Source organism: Curtobacterium pusillum, from assembly GCF_007680845.1.
Classification (GTDB): Bacteria; Actinomycetota; Actinomycetes; order Actinomycetales; family Microbacteriaceae; genus Curtobacterium; species Curtobacterium pusillum_B.
In genome coordinates this window covers 204,987-217,512 of the sequence record NZ_VEIY01000002.1, presented here as the reverse complement: position 1 = coordinate 217,512, position 12,526 = coordinate 204,987, and the positions used below count along the sequence as shown (strand labels likewise).

The window sequence follows — 12,526 nt, the reverse complement described above, 5'->3', positions numbered from 1 at the left end:
CCCCGCCCGCCCGCGCTAGATCTTGCGGAGCAGCACCGAGTTCACCTTGTGGTTCGCGCCCTTCTTGAGCACGAGGGTCGCCCGGGAGCGCGTCGGCAACACGTTCTCGAGCAGGTTCGGCTCGTTGATCGCCCGCCACACCTGGGTGGCCGTCTCCACCGCGTCCGAGCGGGAGAGCGACGCGAACCGGTGGAAGAAGGAGTCCGGGCTCGCGAACGCCTCCTCCTGCAGGGCCAGGAACCGGTCGACGTACCAGGACTCGATGTCCTTCGTCTTCGCGTCCACGTAGATCGTGAAGTCGAACAGGTCGGAGAGCGCGAGCCGCCCGTGCACCGGCGGCGCCAGGACGTTGAGGCCCTCGACGATGAGGATGTCCGGCTGCCGCACGACGATCTCGGCATCGGGCACGATGTCGTACACGAGGTGTGAGTAGTACGGCGCCCGCACCTCCGCCGCCCCGCTCTTCACCTGGCTCACGAACCGCAGCAGCGAACGACGGTCGTACGACTCCGGGAAGCCCTTGCGGTCCATGATCCCGCGGCGCTCGAGCTCGGCGTTCGGGTACAGGAACCCGTCGGTCGTCACGAGCTCGACGCGGGGCGTGTCCGGCCATCGCTTCGTCAGCTCACGCAGCAGACGGGCGACCGTGGACTTCCCGACCGCGACCGACCCGGCGACACCGATCACGAACGGGGTGCGTCCGGCCCGCTCGCCGAGGAACCGGCTCGTCTCGGCGTGCAGGTTCCGCGCACCGGCCGCGTACAGCGTCAGCAGGCGGGAGAGGGGGAGGTAGACCTCCTGCACCTCCTGCATGTCGAGGCGGTCACCGAGGCCGCGCAGCTGCACGATCTCGGTCTCGGTGAGGGAGAGGTGCTCCTTCGGTGCGAGCTGCGACCACTCACCCCGTGGGATCTCCACGAAGGGGGTCGGGTGCGCGACGGGTGCTTCCGTGATCGGCATGGGCACGAGCGTACAGACGGGAGGCGCGGATCACGTGAGCAGACCGGCGCACGTCAGCCGCGCCTCCCGTCCGACCACCGCGCGCACGTCGCGGACGCGACCGCGCGTCGTCAGGCGGGGAGCGCGGACTCGATCGCCGCGATGACCTGCGGCGCGTCCGGCTTCGTGGTCGGACGGAAGCGCGTGACCGAGCCGTCGGGCGCGACGAGGAACTTCTCGAAGTTCCAGCTGACCCGGCCGGCCTTGCCGTCGGCGTCCGGGGTCTCCTTGAGCGCCTGGTAGAGCGGGTGGGCGCTCTTGCCGTTCACCTTGACCTTCTCGGACATCGGGAACGTGACGCCCCACGTGGTGGAGCAGTACTCGTCGATCGCCTCGGACGTGCCGAGCTCCTGCAGGAACTGGTTGCTCGGGAACCCGAGGACCGTGAACCCGCGCGGGCCGTACTCCTTCTGGAGCGCCTCGAGCTGCTCGTACTGCGGCGCGAGGCCACAGCGCGACGCGACGTTCACCACGAGCACCGCCTTGTCCGAGAACGCGCCGAAGGTGGTCTCCTCGCCGTGGAGTGTCGTGATCGCGATGTCGTCGAACCGTCCCATGTCCCAAACGTTATCCCCAGCCCTGCCGCTTCGCAGGGTCGGCGGTCAGGCAGACCGTAGGATCGACGCCATGTGTGGAATCGTGGGCTACGTCGGCAGCAACAGCAGCCAGGACGTCCTTCTCGGTGGTCTGCGTCGGCTCGAGTACCGCGGCTACGACTCGGCGGGCATCGCCGTCGTGGACGGATCGCAGGAACTCGCCTCCGCGAAGAAGGCGGGCAAGCTGCAGGCCCTCGTCGACGAGCTCGAGTCGCACCCGATCGCCGACGGCGGGACCGGGATCGGCCACACCCGCTGGGCGACCCACGGTGGCCCGACCGACGGCAACGCGCACCCGCACCTGGCGGACGGCGGCAAGCTCGCCCTCATCCACAACGGCATCATCGAGAACTTCTCCTCGTTGCGGGACGAACTCGTCGCCGAAGGCGTCGAGTTCCTCAGCGAGACCGACTCCGAGGTCGCCGCGCACCTCGTCGCCCGTTCCTTCCGTGCCACCGGGGACCTGACGAGCGCGATGCAGCAGGCCGTGCAGCGGCTCGAGGGTGCGTTCACGCTCCTCGTCGTGCACGCCGACCAGCCGGGGGTCGTCGTCGGCGCCCGTCGCAACTCCCCGCTCGTGGTGGGGCTCGGCGACGGCGAGAACTTCATGGGCTCGGACGTCGCCGCGTTCGTCGCGTACACGCAGCGCGCCCTCGCGATCGGGCAGGACGAGATCGCCACGATCCGCCCGGACGGCGTGGACGTCATCCACTTCGACGGCACCCCGGCGTCGCCGGCCGAGTTCGAGGTGAACTGGGACGCCTCCGCCGCCGACAAGGGCGGGTGGACCTCCTTCATGGCGAAGGAGATCAGCGAGGAGCCCGAGGCCGTCGCGAAGACGATCCTCGGCCGCGTGCACGACGGTGCCGTGACCCTGACCGACCTCGACCCGATCGCCGACCGCCTCGCGACCGTCGACCGCGTGATCGTGATCGCCTGCGGCACCGCGGCGTACGCCGGCATCCTCGGCAAGTACGCCATCGAGCAGTGGGCCCGCGTCCCGGTCGAGGTCGAGCTCGCCCACGAGTTCCGCTACCGCGACCCCGTGCTGGACGAGCGCACGCTCGTCGTCTCGATCAGCCAGTCGGGCGAGACGATGGACACGCTCATGGCCGTCAAGTACGCGCGTGAGCAGGGCGCGCAGGTCCTGTCGATCTGCAACACCCAGGGCGCCACCATCCCCCGCGAGTCCGACGCGGTGATCTACACGCACGCCGGACCGGAGGTCGCCGTGGCCTCGACGAAGGCGTTCATCGCGCAGGGCGTCGCGCTGTACCTGCTCGGGCTGCACCTCGCCACGCTGCGGGGTACGCTCACGGCCGAGCAGATCGCCGAGCAGGTCGCCGAGCTCGAGGGGCTCGCCCCGAAGCTCCAGCAGACGATCGACGACGCGTCCGGCATCAAGGACCTCGCCCGCTGGATGGCGGACACGCGCAGCGTCCTGTTCCTCGGTCGCCACGTCGGCTACCCGATCGCGCTCGAGGGTGCGCTCAAGCTCAAGGAGCTCGCGTACATCCACGCCGAGGGCTTCGCCGCCGGTGAGCTGAAGCACGGGCCGATCGCCCTGATCGAGCCCGGCCAGATCGTCTTCGTGATCGTGCCGTCCCCGCGTGACCCGCGGTCGCTGCACCCGAAGGTCGTGTCGAACATCCAGGAGATCCGCGCCCGCGGCGCCCGGGTGATCGCCATCGCCGAAGAAGGCGACGCCGCCGTGCTGCCCTTCGCGGACGAGGTCCTGCGCATCCCCCTCGCGACGCCGCTGTTCGAGCCGCTGCTCGCGGTCGCGCCGCTGCACATGTTCGGCATGGAGCTCGCCGCGGCCAAGGGCCTCGACGTCGACCAGCCGCGCAACCTCGCGAAGTCGGTCACCGTCGAGTAGTCGGCGATGATCATCGGCATCGGTGTCGACGTGGTCGACCTGGAACGGTTCGAACGGGTGCTCACCCGGACGCCCGCGATGCGCACGCGGTTGTTCACCCCGGGGGAGCTCGTCCGTGACGGGGAGCCCCGTCCGATCGCGTCGCTCGCGGCACGGTTCGCCGCGAAGGAAGCGCTCATCAAGGCCTTCGGGTCGAGTGCGGGGTTGAGCTGGCAGGACCTCGAGGTCGTCTCCGACGACCAGCGGAACCCGTCGTTGACGCTGCAGCGATCGGCGCGGGACGTGGCGGATGCGCGCGGGGTGACGAACGTGCACCTGTCGTTGTCGCACGACGGCGGGATCGCGACGGCGTTCGTGGTCATCGAAGGAACAGGGGAAGTCAGTTGAGCGCGTTCACCGGCATCACCCTCGACCGTCGGACGACGGTTCTGTCGCTGATCGCCGAGGGGGTCGCGTCGTGAGCGCGTTCACCGGCATCACCCTCGACCGGGAGGCGCTCATCGCCAACTACGCGACGGTCGCCGAACAGGTGGCCCCGTCCGGCGTCATCGCGGTCGTCAAGGCGAACGGGTACGGCCACGGCGCGGCCGAGGCCGCGCGCGCGTTCGTGGACGCCGGCGCGGAGTGGCTCGGCGTCGCCGACATCGACGAGGGCATCGCGCTCCGGCACGCGGGCATCGACGAGGGCGTCCGGATCCTCGCCTGGCTGCACGCCCCCGACGAGGACTTCCGCCGCGCTGCCCGCCACGGCATCACCCCGGCGGTCTCGAGCGTCGACCAGCTGTCCGCGGCCGCCGACTCCGACGTACCGGCCGTACACGTCTGCGTCGACACGGGCCTCAGCCGGAACGGTGCGGTCGAGTCCGAGTGGGCCGAGCTCTTCGCCACGGCCGGACGGCTGGCCCGCGGCGGCAACCGCACCCGCATCGAAGGACTCATGTCCCACCTGTCGAACGCGTCCCGCTCGGACGACCTCGACCAGGACGCCGCACTGCAGCGCGCGCTCGACGGCCTCGCGGCGAACGGCATCGTGCCCGACATGGTGCACCTGGCCGCCAGCGCGGCGAGCCTCGCCGTCCCGGAGACCCGGCACGACGTCGCCCGGGTGGGGCTGGCCCTGTACGGCCTGAGCCCGTTCCCGGACCGCACGTCGGCCGACCTCGGTCTCCGGCCCGCGATGCGCGTGACGGCCGCGGTGCTCCGCACGGTGCCGGTGCGCGCGGGGGAGGGCGTCAGCTACGGGTACACGTGGCGGGCGACGGAGGACACCACGCTCGCGGTCATCGGCCTCGGGTACGCGGACGGCTTCGACCGCGACTTCGGCAACCGCGTCTCCGTCCGCATCGGGGACCGGACCTTCCCGGTCGTGGGCCGCGTCGCGATGAACGCCATGCACGTCGACATCGGTGACGCCGACGTCCGGACCGGCGACGAGGCGGTGCTCTGGGGCGACCCCGCGAACGGCGACCCCGCGGTGGAGGACTGGGCGGCGGCCGTCGGGACGATCAACTACGAGGTGGTCGCACGGATCGGCCGCAGCGTGGAACGGAGGACGACGTGAACGCGCCGCTGCGCCGGGCCGAGATCGACCTCGACGCCTACCGCGCCAACCTCGACCTGGTCCGCGAGTGGATGGACCCGGTCGAGCTCATGGCGATCATGAAGGCCGATGCGTACGGGCACGGCCTCGAGCCGATCGCCCTGGCAGCGGTCGACGCCGGCATCCGCTGGATCGGCGTGCTCACGGTCCCGGCGGCGCTGCGGCTCCGGTCGATCGGCGTCGGTGAGGACGTGCACCTCTTCACGTGGCAGCACGACCCCGCGCTCGACTTCCGCGACGCCGTCGACTCGGCGGTGGACCTCGGGGTGTCGAACGTGCCGGAGCTGCAGCGGGTGATCGACGCCGTCGACCAGCGCCCGGCGCGCGTGCACCTCGGGTTCGACTCCGGGCTGCACCGCGACGGCGCGACCCCGGACGACTGGCCCGCGCTCGTGTCGCTCGCCCAGGACGCCCAGCGCGCCGGCCGGATCGAGGTCGTCGCCGCTTACACGCACCTCGCGGAGGCCTCGGACGACGACGACGCCTCGGCCGTGGCGCTGTTCGACGACGCCGTCGAGCGAGCGGACGAGCTCGGCCTCGACATCCCGATGGAGCACGTGGCCGCGTCGCTCGCCGGGCTCGAGCGCAAGGAGTTCCGCAAGGACATGGTCCGGATGGGCGCGAACCTGTTCGGGATCCCCGGTGCCGACGGCGTCTCGGCGGCCGACCTCGGCCTGGAACCCGTGATGACGCTGACCGCCTCGGTCGCCAAGACCAAGCGGGTCCCCGTCGACACCGGCGTCTCCTACGACTACACGTACCGCACGACGACCGAGACCACGCTCGCGCTCGTGCCGGTCGGGTACGCGGACGGTGTGCCGCGCCTGGCGCAGGGCCGGATCGAGGTGGCGATCGGCGGCAAGCGCTACCCGATCGCCGGCCGCGTCGCGATGGACCAGTTCCTCGTCGACGTCGGTGACGACGACGTCCGGATCGGCGACGCCGTCGTGCTGTTCGGCACCGGCGAGCACGACGAGATGACCGTCCTCGAGTGGGGCGACGCGCTCGGCACCATCGGTGAGGAGATCGTCTGCCGGATCGGCAGCCGCGTGCCCCGGGTCTACGAGGGACACCGCGTCGAGGGGCACGTCGCCGAGTACCTCCGAGGCGAGCGGCCGTGACGGAGCAGCCCCGGGTCCTCCTCGACACCACGGTCGCGACCACCGACGCGATGGGTGCGCTCGGCGCCCGGCTCGCCGCGGTCCTGCGCGCCGGCGACCTCGTCGTGCTCACCGGCCCGCTCGGCGCCGGCAAGACCACGCTCACCCGTGGGCTCGGTGCGGCGCTCGGTGCCCGGGGCCAGGTGTCGAGCCCGACGTTCGTGCTCGCCCGGACCCACCCGACGACCGCCGGCCCCGACCTCGTGCACGTCGACGCCTACCGGCTGTCCGACCCGGTGGAGCTCGACGACCTCGACCTCGACTGGGACGCCTCGATCGTGGTCGTGGAATGGGGCCGCGGCTTCGTCGACGGCATCTCGGACAGCGTGCTCGACGTCGAGATCACCCGTGCGACCGGCGCCGGCGCGGACGCCCTCGACGCCGATGCCGACCCGGACGACGTCCCCGACGAGCCCCGCCGCGTGGTCGTCACCGCGACCGGACCCCGATGGGCCGACGCCCGGCTCTGACCGCCGGACGGACCCCGTCGGAACCGATCGGCCACCACCGGACACCAGCTGGGAAAGGGATCGGAACGGGGAAGCACACGGTGGACGACGACGAAGGACTGTGGCGCGCAGCGCGGAACGGCGACGCGCGCGCCTACGAGCGGGTGTACGACCGACACCGCGACCGAGTGTTCGGACAGGCCGCACGCCTGCTGCGCTCCCGGATCGAGGCGGAGGACGTCACCGCGCTGGTGTTCCTCGAAGCCTGGCGGCGCCGCGCGGACGTCCGGATCGTCGACGGATCGGTGCTGCCGTGGCTGCTCGTGACCACGAACAACGTCGTCCGGAACGTCGCACGGGCTGCCCGCCGGCACCGCGCGGCGATGGAGCGCATCGCGTCGCTCGCCCCGGTGCGCGCCGACGCGGAGGAGGCGTTCGAGGACGTCGACTCCGGCCCGGAACGGTCGGCGGTGCGACGCGCGCTCGCCGCGTTGCGTCCGTCGGACCGTGAGGTCCTCGTCCTCTGCGTCGTCGGCGAGCTGCCGATGCAGGCGGCCGCCGCGGCCATGGGCGTCCCGGTCGGCACCGTGAAGTCCCGCCTCTCCCGCGCGAAGCGGCGCCTGGCCGACCGGCTCGGCGGGTCGCCGGCCGGGCCCGATCCACTGCACGACCTCACGTCGAAGGAGGGAGCACGATGAACGACGTCCGGTTCGACCCGCAACGAGACGCGGCGATCCGCACGGTCCTCCGTGACGAGGTCGCGGCGGCCGCCTCCCGGAGCCCGCTCCGCCGGTTCCTCGTCGCCGTCGCGATCGTGGTGGCCGGCCTGCTCGCACTCGGCGGTGGAGGGTACGCGCTCGCCGCCGCGCACCCCGAGCTGTTCGGGCCGAGAGCCCACGCCCCGGCTGCGCCGACCAGCGCCCCCGCACCGCAGTCGTCCACGCCGGTGGGGTCGCCGATCGTCCCCACCGAGGAACCGACGACTCCCCGGACGACACCGCCCGCCGCGGACCCGACGCCGACGCAGCTGCCGGTGCCGGCGGTGCCCGTCATCGTGAGTCCGACCGACGGGGCGACCACCCCCGGCGGCACGATCACGATCGCCGGCACGGGCTCGCCGGGGTCGCACGTGTACCTGACCGAGTACTGCACCCTCGCGCCGCCGGCCTGCACGATCCCGGAGGAGATCGGCCAGCCCTGGCAGCCGCAGGTCGTCGTCGGTGCGGACGGGCGGTGGAGCACCACGACCTTGATCGCACCGCCGCAGACGCTGACGTTCCGGCTCGCCGCCAGCGCGGCGTTCGTCAGCGCGGACGGGTCCACCGTCGGTCACGGGTCGGGGTCGTCGCCCGACCTCCGGTTCACGGTGACCGGATCGGGCGGATGACCCCACGGACGGGAGCGGCTGTGGGGGGCGCTCCCGTCCGAGGCGGGCCAGGAGCGGTGACGCGCCTACGATGGACGGGTGCTGCTCGCGATCGACACCTCCGCCGGGACGTCCGTCGCCGTCGTCGACCCGCAGACCCGGCAGGCCCTGGCCACCCGTGACACCGAGGACAGCCGCCGCCACGCCGAGGTGGTCGGCCCCTTCCTCGCCGAGGTCCTCGACGCCGCCGGCATCACCGCAGCGGACGTCACCGGGGTCGTCGCCGGCATTGGCCCCGGCCCGTTCACCGGCCTCCGCGTCGGCATCGCCGCCGCCCGCACGTTCGCCGCGGCACGAGGCGTCCCGTTCCTCCCGCTCGTCAGCCACGACGCGGTCGCCGCCGACCAACGCGCCTCCGGCCTGGAGGGCCCGTTCGTCGTCCTGACGGACGCCCGCCGGCGCGAGGTCTACTGGAGCGGGTACGACCAGACCGGCACGCGGGTCGCGGGCCCGGGACTCGCCAAGCCGGCGGACCTGGACGAGGCGATCCGCGCCTCCAGGCCCGATGCGGTGGGCTGGGACCGCGTCACCGTCACGTCCATCCCGGCCTGGAGGCTCGGCGCGCTCGCCGCGGACCGGCTCGCCTCCGGCGCGTCCTTCGCCCAGGACACGCCCCTCTACCTCCGCGATCCCGACGTCACCGTGCCCGGTGCGCCGAAGCGGGTGAAGCAGTGACCCTGCCCGACGGGCTGCGCCTGCGGCGCGCCCACCCGCAGGACCTCGACGACGTGATGTGGCTCGAGCACACGTCGTTCCCGACCGATGCCTGGTCGCGCTCGCAGATGTCCGGCGAGCTGTACTCGCCGCACGGGTACTACGTCGTCGTGGAGACGACCGACGTCGGCGCCCCGACGATCGTCGGGTACGCCGGGCTCTCCTCGCTCGCGGGGAACCCCGTCGCCGACGTCCAGACCATCGCCGTGGCGGCTGAGCAGCGCGGGAAGGGCGTCGGCCGGGAGCTGTTCACCGAGCTCCTCGACGAAGCACGGCGTCGCGGCGTGCACGAGGTGTTCCTCGAGGTCCGGGCGGACAACCCGGTCGCGCAGGCGATGTACACGGCGTTCGGCTTCGAGCGGATCGCGGTCCGCCCCCGCTACTACCAGCCGGACGGCGTCGACGCGTGGGTGATGCGGGCGTCGCTGGAGCCCGCGGACACATCGGCTGCCGGTCGGCCCGGCCCGATCGGGCAGGAGGCCCTCGATGAGCACGACTGAACCGCTGGTGCTCGGCATCGAGACGAGCTGCGACGAGACCGGCGTCGGCATCGTGCGGGGGAGCACCCTGCTCGCCAACGTCATCGCGTCGAGCATGGAGGAGCACGCGCGCTACGGCGGCGTGGTCCCCGAGGTCGCCGCTCGAGCCCACCTCGAGGCGATGACGCCGACGCTCGAGGCGGCACTGGCACAGGCCGGCGTGACGCTCGACGAGCTCGACGCCGTCGCGGTGACCGCCGGCCCCGGACTCGCGGGCGCGCTCATGGTCGGCGTCGGCGCAGCGAAGGCGCTCGCCGTGGCCACCGGCAAGCCGCTGTACGGCGTGAACCACCTCGTCGGGCACGTCGGGGCGGACGTCCTCCGTGCCGACGGCAGCGCGATCGAACTGCCGACCGTGGCGCTGCTCGTGTCCGGCGGGCACACGTCCCTGCTGCTCGTGCGCGACCTGGTCGGCGACGTGGAGCTCCTCGGCGAGACGATCGACGACGCCGCGGGCGAGGCGTTCGACAAGGTCGCGCGGCTCCTCGGACTGCCGTACCCCGGCGGGCCGCAGATCGACCGGGCCGCGGCGGACGGCGACCCGACGGCGATCCGGTTCCCCCGCGGACTGACGCTGCCGAAGGACATGGCGGCGCACCGGTACGACTTCTCGTTCTCCGGGCTGAAGACCGCCGTCGCACGGTGGGTCGAGCGCTGCCGCGACGAAGGGCGCGAGGTCCCGGTCGCCGACGTCGCGGCGAGCTTCCGCGAAGCGGTGGTCGACGTGCTCCTCACGAAGGCGCTCCGGGCCTGCGCGGACACCGGGGTGCACCGGCTGCTCCTCGGCGGCGGGGTCGTCGCGAACGCCCGACTGCGGCAGGTCGCGGCCGAACGGTGCGCGGCGGCGGGCGTCGAGCTGCGGATCCCGCCGTTCGACCTCTGCACCGACAACGGGGCGATGATCGCCGCGATCGGGGCCCGGCTGGTGGCCGAGGGGCACGCGCCGAGCGACCTCGGGATCGCGGCCGACTCGACCCTGCCGGTGACGACCGTCCAGGTGTGACCACCGCTCCCGCACCGGCTGTCGGCGTGTGTGGGAGGATTCACAGGGCGCCGACGAACCCGGTGCCGAGAGGGGTGGACGGTGTCCGATCAGAACCAGTGGCCGAAGCCCGGCGAGACGGACCCGGGTCGCGACGCGTCCGTGGGCGGGCAGCCGCAGGAGCCGGGGGCCGGACAGTACGGCGGGTCCGCGCCGGAGGCACCGCACACGCCGCAGGGGACGGCCGCTTCGGACCCGTGGGCGCAGTCCGGCCAGGGTGCCGCTGCGCAGGGCGTGTCGGAGGGGCAGACCGCACCGCAGAACCCGTACGCGGCACCGGCCCAGCAGCACAACCCGTACGGCGCGCCGAACCAGCAGCAGAACCCGTACGCCGCTCCGAGCCACCAGCAGAACCCGTACGCCGCTCCGGGGCAGCCGCAGAACCCGTACGCCGCACCCCACAACCCGTACGCCGCACCCCAGAACCCGTACGCCGCGCCGCAGAACCAGTACGCCCAGAACCCCTACGCAGCACCGCAGAACCCCTACGCAGCGCCCGGCTACTCGGGCGCCGGGTACCAGCCCTACGCCCAGCGCCCCAAGACGAACACGCTCGCCGTCCTGTCGATCGTGTTCGGCCTCGGCGCCGTCCCGCTCTTCTTCATGGCGATCCTGCTCGGCCCGGCCGGTGCGATCCTCGGCCACATCGCCCTGGGGAAGATCAAGGAGAACGGCGAGGGCGGCCGCGGGCTCGCACTCACCGGCATCATCGCCGGGTGGGTGATGACCGGCTTCTGGATCCTCTGGATCATCGGCCTCGTGTGGCTGGGCACCATCGGGAGCTCGTACTCGCACGACTACGACTACGGGACGGACTCGGGCGCCTTCATCGGCTGAGCCGCTCGCACAGGACGGCGGTGTGCCGTCCCGCGACGCGGGTGAGCACGAGGGTCGCGTGCCCGCTGCCCCCGCGCAGCCGGAGGCGCTTCCGGAACTGCGCGGGGTCGACGTCGACGCCGCGCTTCTTGATCTCGACCGTCCCGACGCCGTCGGCAGCGAGTCGTGCGGCGAGCTGCTTCACGTCGAGCGGCAGCGTGTCGAGGACCCGGAACCCCTGGGCGAACGGCGTCGTCACCGCGCGGTCCGCGGTGACGTACGCGATCCCGTCCGAGAGCATCCGACCGTCGAGCGACCGGGCAAGGTCGCCGATCAGCCGGGCGCGGATGACGGCCCCGTCGGGTTCGTAGAGGTACTCGCCGAGCGGTCCGACCTCGACGTCCTCGGCGTCGGCGGCCCCGACGAGTTCGGCGATCCCGTGCGGACCGACGACGGTCGCGGCGCGCCCGATGCCCGGTCGGGCGAGCGGCCCGAACCACAGGGCGAGCTCGACGACCTCCCGGTCGACGGAGGTCCACTGCGCCTCGGCACCGTCCGGGATGAGGTCGCGGTCGACCCCCGGCCCGAGCTTCACGCCGGTCGGGGTGGTCGTCGCGGCGGCGAACACGGTGTCGAGCGACGGCGACCAGTCGTCCGGGTCGGCCAGGCGACGGGTGTCCGAGTGCCCGGAGGTCCGGCGTGCCGGGTCCATCCAGACGCCGTCGACCCGGGACAGGTCGAACGCCGCGGCGTCGCCGAGCTCCACGCGAGCGTCCGGCCACGGTGACAGGTTGTGGGTGGCGACGGCGGCCGTCACCTCGTCGCGGTCCACCGCGGTGACGTCGAGGTCGAGCGCGGCCATCGCCATGGCGTCCCCGCCGATGCCGCAGCCCAGGTCCGCGACCCGGGTGATCCCGGCCGCGGCGAAGCGTCCGGCGTGCTGCGCGGCGACCTGCAGCCGGGTCGCCTGCTCGAGACCCGCTTCGGTGAACAGCATCCGGGCGGCGAAGTCGCCGAACTTCGCGCGGGCCTTCTGCCGCAGCTTCGCCTGGGTGAGCACAGCGGCGACGAGGCCGGGGTCGTGCCCTTCGGACCGCAGACGGGACACCACCCGGACGATCTCACCGCCGTCCGAGACGGCCGGCGTACGGTCGAGCAGGTCCATCCCCTCGGGGGTCAGCAGCTGGGCGAGGTCGGCGGCTTCCACCCGTCGATCCTCCCAGGTCGCCGAGAGGTGCGACACGTGCTGGCACTCGGATTGACCGAGTGCCAGTGGCCCCCTAGAGTTGGCGTTGGCACTCTCCTG

The 12,526-nt window shown here is 72.7% G+C and carries 14 protein-coding genes; 11 read left to right on the top strand and 3 right to left on the bottom strand.

Annotated elements, in window-relative coordinates; translation table 11 throughout:
• Positions 1-15: 15 nt before the first annotated feature.
• Positions 16-960 (bottom strand): type I pantothenate kinase, encoded by a 945-nt coding sequence (gene coaA / locus FS825_RS05370; RefSeq protein WP_144711457.1) that lies wholly within the window; start codon positions 958-960, stop codon positions 16-18.
• 110 nt (positions 961-1,070) lie between these two features.
• A complete protein-coding gene (locus FS825_RS05365; RefSeq protein ID WP_144711456.1) occupies positions 1,071-1,556 on the bottom strand; it encodes a glutathione peroxidase in 486 nt (161 codons plus the stop codon).
• Between the two features lie 70 nt (positions 1,557-1,626).
• On the opposite strand from FS825_RS05365, the gene glmS reads away from it, so the two are divergent.
• The 11 genes from glmS (at position 1,627) to FS825_RS18905 (ending at position 11,241) form a co-directional block, all read left to right on the top strand.
• A complete protein-coding gene (glmS, locus tag FS825_RS05360) occupies positions 1,627-3,474 on the top strand; it encodes a glutamine--fructose-6-phosphate transaminase (isomerizing) (RefSeq protein WP_144711455.1) in 1,848 nt (615 codons plus the stop codon).
• A 6-nt stretch (positions 3,475-3,480) separates the two neighbouring features.
• Positions 3,481-3,861: a holo-ACP synthase gene (locus tag FS825_RS05355; RefSeq protein ID WP_144711454.1), complete on the top strand. Its 381-nt coding sequence runs from the start codon at positions 3,481-3,483 to the stop codon at positions 3,859-3,861.
• A gap of 70 nt (positions 3,862-3,931) precedes the next feature.
• The gene (gene alr / locus FS825_RS05350) at positions 3,932-5,035 is read left to right on the top strand and encodes an alanine racemase (protein WP_144711453.1); all 1,104 of its coding nucleotides are present in this window, start codon (positions 3,932-3,934) and stop codon (positions 5,033-5,035) included.
• Entirely contained in the window at positions 5,032-6,195 is a 1,164-nt protein-coding gene (alr, locus tag FS825_RS05345) for an alanine racemase (RefSeq protein ID WP_222126891.1), read from the top strand. Before alr (FS825_RS05350) ends, alr (FS825_RS05345) begins: the two co-directional genes overlap by 4 nt.
• The gene (gene tsaE / locus FS825_RS05340) at positions 6,192-6,704 is read left to right on the top strand and encodes a tRNA (adenosine(37)-N6)-threonylcarbamoyltransferase complex ATPase subunit type 1 TsaE (RefSeq protein ID WP_395885598.1); all 513 of its coding nucleotides are present in this window, start codon (positions 6,192-6,194) and stop codon (positions 6,702-6,704) included. The genes alr (FS825_RS05345) and tsaE overlap by 4 nt, the downstream gene beginning before the upstream one ends.
• Before the next feature lie 80 nt (positions 6,705-6,784).
• Positions 6,785-7,381 (top strand): RNA polymerase sigma factor, encoded by a 597-nt coding sequence (locus tag FS825_RS05335; RefSeq protein ID WP_260981029.1) that lies wholly within the window; start codon positions 6,785-6,787, stop codon positions 7,379-7,381.
• Positions 7,378-8,070: a hypothetical protein gene (locus tag FS825_RS05330; protein WP_144711451.1), complete on the top strand. Its 693-nt coding sequence runs from the start codon at positions 7,378-7,380 to the stop codon at positions 8,068-8,070. The genes FS825_RS05335 and FS825_RS05330 overlap by 4 nt, the downstream gene beginning before the upstream one ends.
• 78 nt (positions 8,071-8,148) lie before the next feature.
• Complete coding sequence (gene tsaB, locus FS825_RS05325) at positions 8,149-8,784, top strand: tRNA (adenosine(37)-N6)-threonylcarbamoyltransferase complex dimerization subunit type 1 TsaB (protein WP_144711450.1); 636 nt, start codon at positions 8,149-8,151, stop codon at positions 8,782-8,784.
• Positions 8,781-9,323, top strand: a complete 543-nt coding sequence (gene rimI / locus FS825_RS05320; RefSeq protein ID WP_144711449.1) for a ribosomal protein S18-alanine N-acetyltransferase — start codon at positions 8,781-8,783, stop codon at positions 9,321-9,323. The genes tsaB and rimI overlap by 4 nt, the downstream gene beginning before the upstream one ends.
• Positions 9,310-10,365, top strand: a complete 1,056-nt coding sequence (tsaD, locus tag FS825_RS05315) for a tRNA (adenosine(37)-N6)-threonylcarbamoyltransferase complex transferase subunit TsaD (protein WP_144711448.1) — start codon at positions 9,310-9,312, stop codon at positions 10,363-10,365. The genes rimI and tsaD overlap by 14 nt, the downstream gene beginning before the upstream one ends.
• Positions 10,366-10,446: 81 nt before the next feature.
• A complete protein-coding gene (locus FS825_RS18905) occupies positions 10,447-11,241 on the top strand; it encodes a DUF4190 domain-containing protein (protein WP_186377085.1) in 795 nt (264 codons plus the stop codon).
• Here the strand turns inward: FS825_RS18905 and FS825_RS05305 are convergent.
• Complete coding sequence (locus FS825_RS05305) at positions 11,231-12,427, bottom strand: class I SAM-dependent methyltransferase (RefSeq protein WP_144711446.1); 1,197 nt, start codon at positions 12,425-12,427, stop codon at positions 11,231-11,233. The two genes, FS825_RS18905 and FS825_RS05305, sit on opposite strands and share 11 nt — an antisense overlap.
• Positions 12,428-12,526 lie beyond the last annotated feature (99 nt).

Bases quoted from the DNA above. Each gene is read 5' to 3' on its own strand.
- coaA (WP_144711457.1), bottom strand. From the start codon at position 960: ATGCCGATCACGGAAGCACCCGTCGCGCACCCGACCCCCTTCGTGGAG.
- FS825_RS05365 (WP_144711456.1), bottom strand. From the start codon at position 1,556: ATGGGACGGTTCGACGACATCGCGATCACGACACTCCACGGCGAGGAG.
- FS825_RS05355 (WP_144711454.1), top strand. From the start codon at position 3,481: ATGATCATCGGCATCGGTGTCGACGTGGTCGACCTGGAACGGTTCGAA.
- glmS (WP_144711455.1), top strand. From the start codon at position 1,627: ATGTGTGGAATCGTGGGCTACGTCGGCAGCAACAGCAGCCAGGACGTC.
- FS825_RS05330 (WP_144711451.1), top strand. From the start codon at position 7,378: ATGAACGACGTCCGGTTCGACCCGCAACGAGACGCGGCGATCCGCACG.
- tsaD (WP_144711448.1), top strand. From the start codon at position 9,310: ATGAGCACGACTGAACCGCTGGTGCTCGGCATCGAGACGAGCTGCGAC.